The organism is Bradyrhizobium sp. Cp5.3, from assembly GCF_000426265.1.
GTDB classification, from domain to species: Bacteria; Pseudomonadota; Alphaproteobacteria; order Rhizobiales; family Xanthobacteraceae; genus Bradyrhizobium; species Bradyrhizobium neotropicale.
The window spans coordinates 144,966-158,926 of sequence record NZ_AUFA01000012.1 but is presented as its reverse complement, the minus strand read 5'-3'; the positions used below and the strand labels follow the sequence as shown (position 1 = coordinate 158,926).

Here is a 13,961-nt window from a genome sequence, read left to right as displayed (position 1 = left end):
AAGCGAACGACCCGACCGTTGACCTGATGTCTCGCCGACACCCTCTATCGTCGACCAGAGCCCGCTAGAGAGCGCTGATGACGTGCCGGCTATCTAGGAGCCGGCAACTTCAGAAGCGAAGTTACTTCTTCTTCTTCGCGACCTTGCGGGTCTTCTTCGCAGTCTTCTTCACTGCGCTCTTCGCCTTCTTCGCCTTCTTCGCTTTCTTGGCCATGTTGCCCTCCGATGTGTGAGATGGCTTTAATCGCTGCGTGCATTCGGGGATCGAATGCACTTCATCCCGAATACACCAACACAGCGAAAAAAACAGCTTCCCGCTTAAGGAAGTGTTGACGCAGCAAGCCGCGTGCGCCTTGCGCGCTCGGTGCGAACGCTCCGCAAGACACGCGCTTGCGATTGCAGGCAGCGCTCGCAGCTTCACTCTCGCCGCGCGTCGCGATTGCACGAAAACCCTATGCAGCAAGTATTTTCCTGCATGCGTGCTTCGCGCGCGATCACCGCGAAGATGCGCGCTGCGACTCGCTCGAAGGCGCGCAACAGCCCTTGCGCGGACTCTGAGTCGCGACTTTTGGCAACGAAAATATTTTCATGCTTAACGGCGCCAGCGTTCGCCGTCGCGCGCTCGAAGCACCTTTTGGCGCGAATCGAAGATGGCGATTCGGTTGGGCTTGAAGGCTGCGATCGAGCCGGCGATCGCTGTCGTCGCGTGCGTGCGACGGATGCGCGGCGGGTTGATCGCGGTGACGACGCGCGCCGTCACCGCGACATGTCAGATGCCGAGCTTCGACTTGAGCAGGTCGTTGACGCTCTGCGGGTTGGCCTTGCCGCCGGACGCCTTCATCACCTGGCCGACGAACCAGCCGAGCGACTGCGGCTTGTCCTTGACCTGCGCGGCCTTGTCGGGATTGGCCGCGATGATGTCGTCGACGACCTTTTCGATCGCCGAGAGGTCGGTGACCTGCTTCATGCCGCGGCTTTCGACCAGCGCGCGGGGATCGCCGCCCTCGTGCCAGACGATCTCGAACAGATCCTTCGCTATCTTGCCGCTGATCGTGCCCTCGCCGATCAGATCGACGATCGCCGCAAGCTGCTCGGACGTGACCGGAGAGTCCGTAATATCCCGGCCTTCCTTGTTGAGACGGCCGAACAGCTCATTGATCACCCAGTTTGCCGCCAGCTTGCCATCGCGCGCGCGGTTGGCGAGCCTGTCCAACACCGTCTCGTAGAACACCGCGCTCTCGCGCTCGGCAACCAGCACGCTCGCATCATAGGCCGACAGGCCGAAGTCGGCGACGAAGCGCGTCTTCTTCTGGTCCGGCAACTCGGGCAGGTTCGCCTTCAACTCATCGACGAATTGCTGCGAGAACTCGAGCGGCAGGAGATCGGGATCGGGGAAGTAGCGGTAGTCGTGCGCCTCCTCCTTGGACCGCATCGAGCGCGTCTCGCCCTTGTTGGGGTCGTAGAGACGGGTCTCCTGGTCGATCTCCCCGCCGTCCTCGATGATCTCGATCTGGCGCCGCGCCTCGTACTCGATCGCCTGGCCGATGAAGTTGATCGAGTTCATGTTCTTGATCTCGCAGCGGGTGCCGAGCGGCCCGCCGGGCTTGCGCACCGAGACGTTGACGTCGGCGCGCAAGCTTCCCTTCTCCATGTCGCCGTCGCAGGTGCCGAGATAACGCAGGATCGCGCGCAGCTTCGTCACATAGGCCTTGGCCTGCTCGGCGTCGCGGATATCCGGCTTGGAGACGATCTCCATCAGCGCCACACCGCAGCGGTTGAGGTCGACATAGGTCATGGACGGTGACTGGTCATGCAGCAACTTGCCGGCATCCTGCTCCAGATGCAGCCGCTCGATGCCGACGGTGACGCTGCGGCCGCCGTCGAGCTCGACCAGCACCTCGCCCTCGCCGACCACCGGCGACTTGTACTGGCTGATCTGGTAGCCCTGCGGCGAGTCTGGATAGAAATAGTTCTTCCGGTCGAACACCGAACGCAGATTGATTTTTGCGTTGAGGCCGAGTCCGGTCCGGACAGCCTGCCTGACGCATTCCTCGTTGATGACGGGCAGCATGCCCGGCATCGCGGCATCGACCAGCGACACATGACTGTTAGGTTCGCCGCCGAACGCGGTCGAGGCGCCCGAGAACAGTTTTGAGTTCGAGGTCACCTGGGCATGAATCTCCATGCCGATGACCATCTCCCAGTCACCGGTGGCGCCCTTGAGAAGCTTGTGCGTGGCCGTGCTCATATCTTGCTCCCGAGCAGCGTGGCAGCAATCCGCTCCCACTCCGCCTCCAATGAATCCTTTGCCGTGGGCTGGCCTGCCTGGCGATACCAGTAGCCGGCATTGCCGAGATCGCCTTCGACGCGGTGCAGATAGGCGTGCACCCAGGCGGCGTCGCGGCTGTTGTCGTCCTGAACGATCCTGTGCGCCTGGTCCCAGTCGCCCTTGGCGGCCCACCAGAGACCGGCGAGCGGCGCGTTCAGGTCCGGCGCGGGCGTCGCGCCGTCGAGGCTCGCGATGAATGCCGCGACATTCACCACCACCTCGCGGGCGTGAAGCGGCCCGCCACCTGCTCGATCACCTCGCCGAGCGAGAACAGTGTCTCCTCGTCGAAGGGCCGACCGATCAGTTGCAGGCCGAGCGGCAGGCCTTGCGCGTCCTTGCCAGCGGGCACGGCGATACCTGGCAGGCCCGCCATGTTCACGGTGACCGTGAAGATGTCATTGAGATACATCTCCACAGGGTCCGCGCCGCCCTTCTCGCCGATGCCGAATGCGGCGGAGGGCGTTGCGGGGGTGAGGATCGCGTCGACGCCCTTGGCGAAGCAGTCCTCAAAGTCCTTCTTGATCAGCGTGCGGACTTTTTGCGCACGCAGGTAATAGGCATCGTAGTAGCCGGCCGACAGCACGTAGGTGCCGATCATGACGCGGCGCTTCACCTCGGCGCCAAAGCCTTCGGCGCGGGCGTTCTCGTACATCTCGATGATGTTCTTGCCTTGCTCGCGCAGGCCGTAGCGCACCCCGTCATAGCGCGCGAGGTTGGACGAGGCCTCGGCCGGTGCCACGATGTAATAGGCCGGCAGCGCATATTTCGTGTGCGGCAGCGACACCTCGACGAGCTCTGCGCCCGCGGCCTTGAGCCACGCCGCGCCCTCGCCCCAGAGTTTTTCGATCTCGGCCGGCATGCCGTCGAGACGGTACTCCCTGGGAATGCCGATCTTCATGCCCTTCACGGATTTGCCGATCGCGGCCTCGTAGTCGGGTACGGGAATGTCGACCGAGGTCGTGTCCTTCGGGTCGTGACCGGCCATCGAGCGCAGCAGCATCGCTGCGTCGCGCACGCTGCGCGCGATCGGGCCAGCCTGGTCGAGCGACGAGGCAAAGGCGACGACGCCCCAGCGCGAGCAGCGGCCATAGGTCGGCTTGATGCCGACGGTCGCGGTGAACGCCGCCGGCTGGCGGATCGAGCCGCCGGTGTCGGTCGCAGTCGCCCCCATGCAGAGCAGCGCCGCCACGGCCGAGGCCGAGCCGCCCGACGAGCCGCCCGGCACCAGCGTGGCGTTGGAGCCATCGCGCCGCCAGGGGTTGCCCACGGGGCCGAAGCAGGATGTCTCGTTCGACGAGCCCATCGCGAACTCGTCATTGTTGAGCTTGCCGAGCATGACGGCGCCGTCGCGCCAAAGCTGCGAGGTGACGGTGGACTCATAGGTCGGCACGAAATTGCCGAGGATGTTTGAGCACGCCGTGGTGCGCACGCCCTTGGTCGCGAACAGATCCTTGATGCCGAGCGGAATGCCGGCGAGCGGGCCGGCATCGCCCTTGGCGATCTTGGCGTCGGCCTCGCGCGCCATGGCGCGCGCCTGGTCGGGCGTCTCCATCACGAAGGCGTTGAGCACGCGCGCGGCTTCGATTGCGCCGAGGTGCGCGTCAGTCAATTCCAGCGACGTGAAAGATTTGTCGGCGAGACCCTTGCGGGCCTCGGCGAGCGTCAGCGATGTCAAATCGGTCATTTATTGATCGGGCTGCAGAAGAACGGAGACAGGGTCTTGTCGTTGGCCGGGTCGTCTTTTTTGGCGGAGGCTTTCGCCGCCGCTTCGATCTCGTCGAGCACGGCATTGACGGCGACATTGGGATCGGCAGCCTTGCCCTGCCGCTCCATGGCGTCGAGATAGTTCATATAGGCCTGGTAGGCCTTCTCATCGTCGCATAGCAGGCACATCGGACCTGGTGTCCTTAGTTTGACGCGTTTTCTTCACGCGAACCGGCTTCCACTTCGCTCGAAAACGCTATGCAAATTACTCGACGACCTTCGGCACCAGGAAGAAGTGACCTTCGATCGCCGGCGCATTGGCAACGATATCGTCGGCGATCTCGCCGTCATTGACCACGTCCTGACGCTTCTTCATCTGCATCGGAGTCACCGAGGTCATAGGCTCGACGCCCTCGACATTCACCTCCGAGAGCTGCTCGACAAAGGCGAGCATGGCGTTGAGCTCGCCCTGCAAGTGCGGAACCTCGTCTTCGGAAACCGCAATGCGCGCCAGATGCGCGATGCGGCGGACGGTAGCAGCGTCGACGGACATTATATAAGGCCTCTAACGGCAAAACCTAACCGCCGTATAGCAGAGGCCCCTTTTGCGCTGCAACCGGCGCTTCCCGCCTAGCCGGCCAGCGCTTTCAGGCGGGCCTGCGCCGATCTGGCCAGATCCCGGGTCAGTTCTGCCGCCGGCACCTCGCGGCCCATGGCGATGGCCTGGCCGGCCCAGAGGTTGGTGAAATCCACCCTGCCCTGCTTTTCGGCAGCGGCCTTGAGCGGCCCCAGCGCGGTCGCGGCATGGGGAAAGACCGGCGCGTCCGGCGATATCGGGCCGACTTCGCGCATCAGGCGGTTCTGCACCCCGCGCGCCGGCCGTCCGGTCATCACGTTGGTGATGACGGTGGAATCGTCCCCCGCCTCGGCGAGCGCCTTGCGGCCACCGGGCGTGACCTTGGATTCCGGACAGCGCAGATACGCGCTGCCGATCTGCACGCCGGACGCACCGAGCGCAAAGGCAGCGGCAATGCCGCGCCCATCGGCGATGCCGCCGCAGGCGATCACCGGTACCTTCACGGCATCGACGACCTGCGGCACCAGGGCGAAGGTGCCGGGCTGCTCGCTGATCTTCTCCGTCAGGAACATGCCGCGATGACCGCCCGCCTCCGCGCCTTGCGCGATTACGGCGTCGACGCCGCGCTGCTCGAGCCAGACCGCTTCCTTCACCGTCGTGGCCGACGAGATGACGATGCATCCGGCCGCCTTGACGCGCTTGAGCAGCGCCGCCTCCGGCAGACCGAAATGGAAACTCACGACCTCCGGCTTCAGCTCCTCGACCACCTCGCAGAAGGCCGCATCGAACGGCGCGCGGTTGGCGGCATTGATCGGTGCGGCCGGATCGAGGCCGTGCTCCCTGTAGTAGTCCGCAAGCCGCTGCTTCCAGCGTGCTTCGGCCTCGGCCGTAAGATCGACCGGCGTGTGGCAGAAGAAGTTCATGTTTACTGGCGCGGAGACGTGCTTCCGGATGGCGCCAACCTGCTCCCGCGCCTTCTCCGCTGACAGCATCGCACAAGGCAACGAGCCCAGTGCGCCACCTCGTGCAGCGGCAATCACGAGTTCCGCATCCATCACGCCCGCCATCGGCGCCAGCACGATCGGGAATTCGGTCTTGAAGAGGTCGATCAGTCGACGGTCAGGCCACATTGTTTGGTCTCTCTAGTTGGCTCGCTGCAACCCCTCTCCCCTTGTGGGAGAAGGGAAAGAAGCACCGGAATTGCGCCGGCCAGCAAGAAGCTGCTCCGCTTCGATTGCAATCCGCTCGACGATTTCGGCCGCGGGCGGAATATCATGGATCAGGCCGACGGCCTCGCCGGCAAAGACCGCCGCGACCTCGAAATTGCCCGCGGCTTTCGCCGCGGCATACCCAACGGCCACCTCGCCGGCTCTTTGCATCAGCTCGATCTCGCGGCCGGTCCAACGCCTGATATGGTCGTTGACCAGCGTGCGTGCGGTGAACGGGGCTGGCCAGAACAGACCTCGCGACCAGTCGACGATGACGCCGCGCACCGTGTCATTGCTGTTCGCCGCGCGAATGCGCTGCTTCGCCTCCTCCGCGCCATCGGCCTCCACGCTCGCATAGAAGCGCGTCCCGATCAGCACGCCGGATGCGCCCAGCATCATCATTGCCGCGAGGCCGCGACCATCCGCAATCCCTCCGGCCGCAACGACCGGCACGCGTCCGGCCGCAAGATCGACGATCGCCGGTACGATGTCGACGGTGGTGCGCGATGCGCCATGGCCGCCGGCTTCGGTGCCCTGCGCGATCAGGATCTCTGCGTCGGCGTCCAACGCCTGTTTTGCCATGTCCTCGCTCTGCACCTGGCAGATCAACCGTGCACCGTGCGCCCTGACGCGCGGTGCAAACGGCGCGGGATCGCCGAATGAGAGCATGACGGCCTGCGGACCCGCCTCGAGCGCAACATCGAGGAGCTCGGGTTGCCTGGCGAGGCTCCAGGTGATGAAGCCGATGCCGAACGGCGCAAAGCCTTTCAGCCGGGCCGTCTCGGCCTCCAACCGGGCGCGGTCGCCGTAGCCGCCGCCCAGGATCCCGAAGCCGCCGGCCTCGCTCACCGCACGCGTCAGCCGGCTGCCCGCGATCGTATCCATGGGCGCGGACAGGATCGGATGCGTGATCCCAAGAAGCTCCGTCAGCGGCGTCGCAATCGGCATGGCTCCTCCCACTCTGGACAGCAACGTTAAGCGCGAATAGCATTCTCGAAAATTGAATTCTTTTGAACGCTGCCATCTCGGAAACGAAACGACACCATGGAACTCAGCGATATCAAGACCTTTGCCGCGGTGGCCCGCGCCGGCGGTATCACCCGCGCCGCCGAAGAGCTCAACACCGTGCAGTCGAACGTCACCCAGCGCATCAAGGCGCTGGAGGCCGAGATCGGCACGCCGCTGTTCGAGCGGCACAGCCGCGGCATGACGCTCACCGCCGCCGGCAAGCGTCTCCTGCCCTACGCGCGAAAAATGGCCGCGTTGTCGAACGAGGCCGTGCTTGCCGCGCGAGACGATGGCGAGCCGAAGGGCCCGCTGGCGATCGGCTCGATGGAGACAACCGCCGCCGTGCGGTTGCCGCCGCTGCTTGCCGATTTCCACCGCCGCTTTCCGGCGGTGCGGCTGACCTTGCGCACGGCGACCACCGCTGACCTCGTCGCTTCGGTGCTCGATGGTGTCCTCGACGGCGCTTTCGTCGCCGGACCGATCGAGCACGCCGACCTTGTGGCCACCAGCGCGTTTCGCGAAGAGCTAGTGCTGGTCAGTGCGCGCCGCTGGACCTCGCTGAAGGAGCTGCGCGCCGCGACGCCGGAGTCAGGGCCGACCGCGCTGGCGTTCCGCACCGGCTGCACCTATCGCCAGCGCCTCGAACAAATTTTCGTCGAGTTCGGCTGGCCGTCGGCAGCGCGCTTCGAGCTCGGCACGCTCGATGGCATGATCGGCTGCGTTGCCGCCGACATGGGCGTGACACTGTTGCCGCGCGCCGTGGTCGAACGCACTGCGATGATCGGCAACGTGTCGATCCATACGCTGAACCCCGCGCATGCTCGCGTCGAGACGCTCTTCATTCAGCGCCGCAGCGGACATCAATACAGCGCGCTCAGCAGCTTCATCTCCTGCCTGAAGAAAGAAGACGACGTCATCGCGGCCTGACCCAGCGCGTCGTTCCACGACGCGAAATTCATCGACACAAATCTGTCGATTTTGAATCGATCGACGCTGCGTGTTCCGTTCAGCCATCGCAGCGCAGCAGTTCGAAAAGCTTTGAAGCGCGCGGCCATTCTACGTTAGGGTGTGTCACTGGCCGGCGCGAAACCATAACGAAGCCAAACATCGGGAGGACTATCGATGCGCAATACGCACGTGTTGTGCTGCGTCGCTGCGTTGTCGGCGACGATCGGAACTGCAAGCGCACAGGACTGGACGAAATCGAAATGGGGGCCGAACGACGAGATCGGCGCCGCCAACTACATGACGCCCGAGCTCGTGGTGAAGGCCGCGTCACTGGTGAAGACCGGCAAGACCTATGCACTTGGCATGCCCGTCACGCCCAATACGCCCGCCTATCCGCCGCGCACGTTCAAGCTCACCATCGTGCAACCCGGGCAGGCAGGCAGCTCGGGCCTCGGTCCCAACAAGGCAACCTACAATGACGACATCCTGGATACCTGGGTCGGCATCGGCAGCCAGCTCGACGGTCTTGGACATCTCGGCGTCGAGCACGTCTATTACAACGGCAACAAGCTCGCCGATTTCGCCGATCCGACCGGGTTGAAGAAGCTCGGCATCGAGAAGGTGCCGCCGATGGTCACCCGCGGCGTCCTGCTCGACATGGCGGCCTACTACAACACCGACGTGGTCAAGGAAGGCACCGCTTTCAACGTCAAGGAGATCGACGAGGTCGCCAAGAAGCAGGGCGTCGAGATCCGCCAGGGCGACGTCGTCATCTTCCACACCGGCTGGCTCAGCCTGATCGGCAAGGATGACAAGCGCTATTCGGCCGCCGAGCCCGGCCTCGGCGTCGAAGGCGCAAAGTACCTGACCAGCAAGGGCGTCGTCGCGATCGGCGCCGACACCTGGGCGCTGGAGGTGCTACCCTTCGAGTCCAAGAACGTGTTCGAGGTGCATCAGATCCTGCTCGCCATGAACGGGACCTACATCCTGGAGAACATGGATACGGCCGCGCTCGCCCGGGACAAGGGATATGAATTCCTGTTCGTGCTCGGGCAGCCGCGCTGGACCGGAGGTGTGCAGGCGATGATCAACCCGATCGCGATCCGCTGATCGGCAAGCTCGACCCGGGCGAGACTCCGCCTGCTCCCGGCAGGCCTCGCCCGGATTGCGCTGCCATCACCGCGGCCTGAGATGCCATCGCCGCAATGCGACGATGGCCCAGATCGCCTCGACCACGCCAAACGGCCAGGCGCCCTGGAGAAAGCCATAGGCCGAGCCGAGCGCGCAGGACGCGGCGAACAGCAACACGAACCAGTGGCTGCGGTCTTCCAGGGCATAGCAGACCAGCATCGCGGTCACGGCAAACAGGCCGAATAGTGTCAGCGCATCCATTGTCCAGGGTTCACTCCGCGGCGCGACGCATGCTATGCGCTGATGCCATGCCGGCTCCTATCCTATCCCTGGTCGATGCTGCAACCCACTGGCCCGCGCGCGGCGCGTTGATCGGGCTCGACCTCGGCACCAAGACGATCGGCGTCGCCGTCTCCGATCCCGATCGTCGGCTCGCGACCGGCGTCGAGACCATCCAGCGCAAGGCGTTCAAGCAGGATGCGGCGCGGCTGCTTGCGATCGCGACCGAGCGCAAGGCAGCCGGCTTCGTGCTCGGCCTGCCCATCAATATGGACGGCAGCGAAGGCCCCCGCGCGCAATCGACCCGCGCCTTCGCCCGCAACCTCGCCGGCCTCACCGCGCTTCCCATCGGCCTCTGGGACGAGCGCCTGTCGACAGCGGCGGTGGAGCGCGAGCTGATCGGCATGGACGTCAGCCGCGCCAGGCGCGCCGAAGTCATCGACGAGCACGCGGCGATCTTCATCCTGCAAGGCGCGCTCGACCGGCTCGCCAATCTGCGTGCAGCACCCGGGATGGACTGACCCATGGCGGTCGTGATCGCGGCACTGCTGCCGGTCTTCATCCTCATCGTGCTCGGAATCGTGCTCAAGCGCACCCTGATGCGGCTCGACACGCAATGGCACGGGCTGGAGCGGCTGACCTATTTCGTGCTGTTTCCGATGCTCCTGATCCAGACTCTGGTAAGGGCCGACCTCTCCAAGGTGCCGGTCGCCGGCGTCGGCGGCGCGCTGCTGTTGTCGGTGCTCGCGATGTCGCTGCTCTGCCTCGCGGTGCGGCCGGCCCTGGCGCGGCTCGAGATCGACGGCCCCGCCTTCACCTCGATCTTCCAGGGCGCGACACGCTGGCAGACTTTTGTGGCGCTCTCCGTCTGCGCCAACATGTTCGGCGATGTCGGGCTGGCGCTCGCCTCGGTCGCGATGGTCGCCATCATCCCGCTGGTCAACGTATTCAGCGTCGCCGTGCTCGCGCACTACGCCTCACCGAACAAGCAGTCCATGGGCGCGATCGTTATGACGGTGGTGCTCAATCCCCTGATCTGGGCCTGCATGATCGGCATCGTCATCAACCTCGCTCACCTGCCCCTGCCGAAGATCTGGCACGAGGTCGCCGATGCGCTCGGCCGCTCCTCGCTCGCCATCGGCCTGCTCGTCACCGGCGCCGGTCTGCATCTCGAAGGCCTGCTCCGTCCAAGCGTGGGCGCCACGATCGGCGTGGTGCTCAAGCTGGTGCTAATGCCCATCCTCGCGCTGCCGCTCGCCCTCTGGTTCGGCCTTTCCGGCGACAGCCTCGCGATTGTGGCAATCTGCGCCGCGGTGCCGACGTCCTCCAGCGCCTACGTGCTGGCCCGCCAGATGGGCGGCGATGCGCCGCTGCTGGCGCAGATCATCACGCTGCAGACGATCTTGGCGGCAATCACGATGCCGATCGTGATCGCGCTGGTGGCTGTGCGCTAGACGTAGCGCCCCAATGTAAAAAGGATGAAGGTGTTGCAGGCCGAGTGGGCCACCACCGTGGGCCATGTGGAATTGCCGGACCATCGAATGTAGCCAAGAACAAGTCCGAAAGCGAAAATGAGTAGGCGTCCGAACCAATCGTACTGGGTATGGTTCATTGCCCACACTGCGGATGTAAGGACAATGGCTCCGATCGGCCCGAGAGAAGATTGCGACCAGCCGCGGAACAAGAAGCCGCGAACAACAAACTCTTCGACGAGAGGTCCAGCGATACAGCCTCCAATGAGCCACGCCAGCAATCCCGCGGCCCCACCGACAACGAGCATGGGATCGGGTTGATATCCCCCTCCGCCCGCCCCCATCTTCGACAGCACGAATCCCTCGATCGACAAAAAGATTGTCGTGATGGCGAGGGCGCGCACTATTTCGCCCCCGGTTGGCCAATTCAGCGCGAGATACTCGCTAAATTCTCTGCCGGCCATCCGGATCGCAATCCAGAGCACAGCGATAGCTGGCGGCGTTCCCGAGATGATGGCGACTCCATACCAGCGCCCCTGTGACGCCAACGCGTGGAGTTCCCCTGGAGCTGGTGTCTTCAGGCCGGCATTGACGGCCAGGATGATACTCACGACAATTCCGCCCGTCAGGACGAAAGCACCATCTGCAATCAAGGCAACTAGCGTTGTCTCCCAAAAGTCCCAGGTCCGACGCACCGGTGGGACAGAACCGCTCGCGCTTTTGAGATCCGTCATAAAGGATTTTCGTAACAACTTTTCAGATACGCGCAATATTCACTCTACCCAGAGTATCGGACCAACTTGCTCACCGTCAACAAGGAATGGTGCGCGTGGCGAGCGCCGAGCTAGCTGCCCAGCCACATCGTCAGCACCACCGCGGTCATGTTGTTCAGCGCGTGCAGCACGATGGTGAGCCAGAGCGAATTGGCGCGATAGCGCATGTAGCCGAACCAGACGCCGATGGTGAAGACCTCGGCGAGGAAGTACATGTCGTACTGCAGATGCACGACCGTCCAGACCAGCGACGACAGCAGGATCGCGCCGGGCACGCGCAGGAAGCTTGCCGACCAGCCGCGATAGAGGAAGCCGCGCGCGAGCACTTCCTCGGACATCGGCGCGGCCACGCTGAATGCTAGCAGCAGCATCGCTGCGGCGCCCTTGTCGCGGCCCGATTTGAGCAGATCAGTCATGAAGCCCGGCGTCGCCTCGCGGCCGAGCGTCCGCGACATCGTCTCCCACGCCACCACGAGCAGGACGAGGCCGACGGCGCCGAACAGGAGCTGCCTCCAGGACGGCCAGCGCAGCGCGAGGTAATCGGCGAACGATGCTCCCTTCAGGCGAACGGCAAGCCAGACCGCCGCCAGCGTCGCCGGCAGACCCATGATCACCGACAGCGCCAGCGCCTGAGGCTCTTGGCCGACGAGCTGGATCGAGGCCAAGTCGACCGGGAGACCGCGAAGCACCACCAGGAAGACGATCGCGCCGACCTGTCCGACGAACATCGCGGCGAAGATGAGCAGCCCCCACAGCGCCGTGCCCCAGAACTTCCAGACGCGCGGGGCGACTTCCGCTGGCGGCACGATGAGCGGCGGATGGTCGGGATTTAGGGAGTCCATCAGGGAGCTTTCGTTAGGTGCGAGTAAGCAATGGAGCACTCACGGCAGCGCCCGCTCCAGCAGGCCGCGCACATCCCCGCTCTCCAGCTCCACCGCGCCATACATGCTGGCATGATTGGTCGCGAGGCGCGTGGCGGCAAAGAGCTCGGCGTGGCGAGGCGACACGCCGTTGAGCGCAGCGGCGGCGGCAAGCAGTGCGAGGCTCTCGACCGCGAGCCGCGCGACGCGCTCGCCATCGGCGCGGCGAAAAGTCTTGCCGATGAAAGCAATTGCCTCACCTGCGCCTGACAGACCTTTTGTCTCGGCAGCAAGAGCTTGCAGCACCGCCATCGCGGCTTCCGGCTCGCGCGAAAGCGCGCGCAGCACGTCGAGGCACATCACGTTGCCCGAGCCTTCCCAGATCGCGTTGACCGGCGACTCCCGATAGTGCCGCGCCAGAATGCCCTCTTCGACGTAGCCGTTGCCGCCGAGGCACTCCATCGCCTCGTAGAGGAAGCCTGGCGCGCTCTTGCAGATCCAGTATTTGATCGCGGGTGTCAGCAGCCGCATGTAGGCGGCCTCAGCCGGATCGTGCGGCGTGCGGTCGAAGGCGCGGCAGAGCCGCATCACCAGCGCGACGCTCGCCTCCACGTGCAGCGCCATGTCCGACAGCACCGCCTGCATCAGCGGCTGATCGGCGAGATGCTTCTGGAACACGCTGCGGTGACGCGCGTGATGCAGCGCATGCGCGAGCCCCGAGCGCATCAGCCCGACGGAGGCGATCGCGCAATCCTGCCGCGTGAGCTGCACCATCTGGATGATGGTGCGGACGCCCTTGCCCTCCTCGCCGACGGCCTCTGCATAGGCGCCGACGAATTCCACTTCCGAAGATGCGTTGGAGCGGTTGCCGAGCTTGTCCTTCAGCCGCTGGAACTGGATCGCGTTGACGGAGCCGTCCGGCGCAATGCGCGGCATGAAGAAGCAGGTCAACCCGCCCTCGGCCTGCGCCAGCACCAGAAACGCATCGCACATCGGCGCGGACATGAACCATTTGTGGCCGGTGATGCGATAGGCGTTCCCATCGCGCACGGCGCGGCTCATGTTGGCGCGCACATCGGTGCCGCCCTGCTTCTCGGTCATGCCCATGCCGAGCGTCATGCCGCGCTTCTCCCACCACGGCGCGAAGGCGGGATCGTAGCTTGTCGTCGACAGCACCGGCATCACGCGCCCCAGCAGATCCGGCTGCAGCGCCAATGCAGCGACGGAGGCGCGCGTCATCGTGATCGGACAGAGATGGCCGGTCTCGACCTGCGCGGCGATGTAGAATTTGGCTGCGCGAATAACCTCGGAGGCACCGCCCGCGGGATTCCCATCCGCGGTCCAGGTGGAATTGTGCACGCCGGCATGCGCGCTGTGCGCCATCAGCTCGTGATAGGCGGGATGAAACTCGACCCGGTCGCAGCGATTGCCTTTCGAGTCAAAGGTGCGCAGCTTCGGCGTGTTCTCGTTCGCCACGCGCCCGCGCTCGGCCATCGCCGCCGAGCCCCAATGCTTGCCGAACGCTGACAGCTCCTGTTCTGCCGCAGCGCCGCCATTGGCCTTCACCGCCTCGACCAGAGGACGGTCAGCCGCGAAGAGATCGACATCCTCGAAGGGCGGTGACTGGTTGAAGACCTCGTGGGTCGCGAAGGTTGGCTGGGTCATGACATGT

General features: G+C 64.7%; 16 protein-coding genes. 4 read left to right on the top strand and 12 right to left on the bottom strand.

The window, feature by feature from the left end; translation table 11 throughout:
- Window positions 1-592 precede the first annotated feature (592 nt).
- The 8 genes from K289_RS50580 to K289_RS0119725 form a co-directional block, all read right to left on the bottom strand.
- Window positions 593-760: a hypothetical protein gene (locus K289_RS50580; protein ID WP_156918070.1), complete on the bottom strand. Its 168-nt coding sequence runs from the start codon at window positions 758-760 to the stop codon at window positions 593-595.
- A gap of 9 nt (window positions 761-769) precedes the next feature.
- Complete coding sequence (gatB, locus tag K289_RS0119755; RefSeq protein WP_027553117.1) at window positions 770-2,248, bottom strand: Asp-tRNA(Asn)/Glu-tRNA(Gln) amidotransferase subunit GatB; 1,479 nt, start codon at window positions 2,246-2,248, stop codon at window positions 770-772.
- Window positions 2,245-2,547 carry a hypothetical protein gene (locus K289_RS0119750; protein ID WP_027553116.1) on the bottom strand — a complete coding sequence of 101 codons (303 nt, stop codon included), beginning with the start codon at window positions 2,545-2,547 and terminating at the stop codon, window positions 2,245-2,247. Before K289_RS0119750 ends, gatB begins: the two co-directional genes overlap by 4 nt.
- Window positions 2,538-4,013 (bottom strand): Asp-tRNA(Asn)/Glu-tRNA(Gln) amidotransferase subunit GatA, encoded by a 1,476-nt coding sequence (gatA, locus tag K289_RS0119745; RefSeq protein WP_027553115.1) that lies wholly within the window; start codon window positions 4,011-4,013, stop codon window positions 2,538-2,540. Before gatA ends, K289_RS0119750 begins: the two co-directional genes overlap by 10 nt.
- Window positions 4,010-4,222 (bottom strand): hypothetical protein, encoded by a 213-nt coding sequence (locus K289_RS0119740; RefSeq protein WP_027553114.1) that lies wholly within the window; start codon window positions 4,220-4,222, stop codon window positions 4,010-4,012. The genes gatA and K289_RS0119740 overlap by 4 nt, the downstream gene beginning before the upstream one ends.
- A 76-nt stretch (window positions 4,223-4,298) precedes the next feature.
- Entirely contained in the window at window positions 4,299-4,586 is a 288-nt protein-coding gene (gene gatC, locus K289_RS0119735) for an Asp-tRNA(Asn)/Glu-tRNA(Gln) amidotransferase subunit GatC (protein WP_027553113.1), read from the bottom strand.
- Between the two features lie 77 nt (window positions 4,587-4,663).
- Entirely contained in the window at window positions 4,664-5,740 is a 1,077-nt protein-coding gene (locus K289_RS0119730; protein WP_027553112.1) for a nitronate monooxygenase family protein, read from the bottom strand.
- Between the two features lie 12 nt (window positions 5,741-5,752).
- Window positions 5,753-6,766 carry a nitronate monooxygenase family protein gene (locus K289_RS0119725; RefSeq protein WP_027553111.1) on the bottom strand — a complete coding sequence of 338 codons (1,014 nt, stop codon included), beginning with the start codon at window positions 6,764-6,766 and terminating at the stop codon, window positions 5,753-5,755.
- A 96-nt stretch (window positions 6,767-6,862) separates the two neighbouring features.
- On the opposite strand from K289_RS0119725, the gene K289_RS0119720 reads away from it, so the two are divergent.
- Complete coding sequence (locus K289_RS0119720; RefSeq protein WP_027553110.1) at window positions 6,863-7,753, top strand: LysR family transcriptional regulator; 891 nt, start codon at window positions 6,863-6,865, stop codon at window positions 7,751-7,753.
- Between the two features lie 195 nt (window positions 7,754-7,948).
- Window positions 7,949-8,884 (top strand): cyclase family protein, encoded by a 936-nt coding sequence (locus K289_RS0119715; protein WP_027553109.1) that lies wholly within the window; start codon window positions 7,949-7,951, stop codon window positions 8,882-8,884.
- A gap of 66 nt (window positions 8,885-8,950) precedes the next feature.
- On the opposite strand, the gene K289_RS0119710 is transcribed toward K289_RS0119715, so the two are convergent.
- Window positions 8,951-9,166, bottom strand: coding sequence for a hypothetical protein (locus K289_RS0119710; protein ID WP_027553108.1), 216 nt, complete (start codon window positions 9,164-9,166; stop codon window positions 8,951-8,953).
- A gap of 47 nt (window positions 9,167-9,213) precedes the next feature.
- Between K289_RS0119710 and ruvX the strand changes: the two genes are divergently transcribed.
- On the top strand, window positions 9,214-9,705 hold the full coding sequence (gene ruvX, locus K289_RS0119705; protein ID WP_027553107.1) for a Holliday junction resolvase RuvX: 492 nt from the start codon (window positions 9,214-9,216) through the stop codon (window positions 9,703-9,705).
- 3 nt (window positions 9,706-9,708) lie between these two features.
- The gene (locus K289_RS0119700; protein ID WP_027553106.1) at window positions 9,709-10,638 is read left to right on the top strand and encodes an AEC family transporter; all 930 of its coding nucleotides are present in this window, start codon (window positions 9,709-9,711) and stop codon (window positions 10,636-10,638) included.
- Here K289_RS0119700 and K289_RS52355 read toward each other — a convergent pair.
- The 3 genes from K289_RS52355 to K289_RS0119685 form a co-directional block, all read right to left on the bottom strand.
- Window positions 10,635-11,426 (bottom strand): CPBP family intramembrane glutamic endopeptidase, encoded by a 792-nt coding sequence (locus tag K289_RS52355; protein WP_245283962.1) that lies wholly within the window; start codon window positions 11,424-11,426, stop codon window positions 10,635-10,637. The genes K289_RS0119700 and K289_RS52355 overlap by 4 nt on opposite strands.
- A 74-nt stretch (window positions 11,427-11,500) precedes the next feature.
- Window positions 11,501-12,271, bottom strand: coding sequence for a CPBP family intramembrane glutamic endopeptidase (locus K289_RS0119690; RefSeq protein WP_027553105.1), 771 nt, complete (start codon window positions 12,269-12,271; stop codon window positions 11,501-11,503).
- A gap of 39 nt (window positions 12,272-12,310) precedes the next feature.
- A complete protein-coding gene (locus tag K289_RS0119685; RefSeq protein ID WP_027553104.1) occupies window positions 12,311-13,954 on the bottom strand; it encodes an acyl-CoA dehydrogenase family protein in 1,644 nt (547 codons plus the stop codon).
- Window positions 13,955-13,961 lie beyond the last annotated feature (7 nt).

Coding starts and splice junctions, on each gene's coding strand:
- gatB (WP_027553117.1), bottom strand. CDS start 2,248: ATGAGCACGGCCACGCACAAGCTTCTCAAGGGCGCCACCGGTGACTGG.
- gatA (WP_027553115.1), bottom strand. CDS start 4,013: ATGACCGATTTGACATCGCTGACGCTCGCCGAGGCCCGCAAGGGTCTC.
- K289_RS0119740 (WP_027553114.1), bottom strand. CDS start 4,222: ATGTGCCTGCTATGCGACGATGAGAAGGCCTACCAGGCCTATATGAAC.
- gatC (WP_027553113.1), bottom strand. CDS start 4,586: ATGTCCGTCGACGCTGCTACCGTCCGCCGCATCGCGCATCTGGCGCGC.
- K289_RS0119730 (WP_027553112.1), bottom strand. CDS start 5,740: ATGTGGCCTGACCGTCGACTGATCGACCTCTTCAAGACCGAATTCCCG.
- K289_RS0119725 (WP_027553111.1), bottom strand. CDS start 6,766: ATGCCGATTGCGACGCCGCTGACGGAGCTTCTTGGGATCACGCATCCG.
- K289_RS0119720 (WP_027553110.1), top strand. CDS start 6,863: ATGGAACTCAGCGATATCAAGACCTTTGCCGCGGTGGCCCGCGCCGGC.
- K289_RS0119715 (WP_027553109.1), top strand. CDS start 7,949: ATGCGCAATACGCACGTGTTGTGCTGCGTCGCTGCGTTGTCGGCGACG.
- K289_RS0119710 (WP_027553108.1), bottom strand. CDS start 9,166: ATGGATGCGCTGACACTATTCGGCCTGTTTGCCGTGACCGCGATGCTG.
- ruvX (WP_027553107.1), top strand. CDS start 9,214: ATGCCGGCTCCTATCCTATCCCTGGTCGATGCTGCAACCCACTGGCCC.
- K289_RS0119700 (WP_027553106.1), top strand. CDS start 9,709: ATGGCGGTCGTGATCGCGGCACTGCTGCCGGTCTTCATCCTCATCGTG.
- K289_RS0119690 (WP_027553105.1), bottom strand. CDS start 12,271: ATGGACTCCCTAAATCCCGACCATCCGCCGCTCATCGTGCCGCCAGCG.
- K289_RS0119685 (WP_027553104.1), bottom strand. CDS start 13,954: ATGACCCAGCCAACCTTCGCGACCCACGAGGTCTTCAACCAGTCACCG.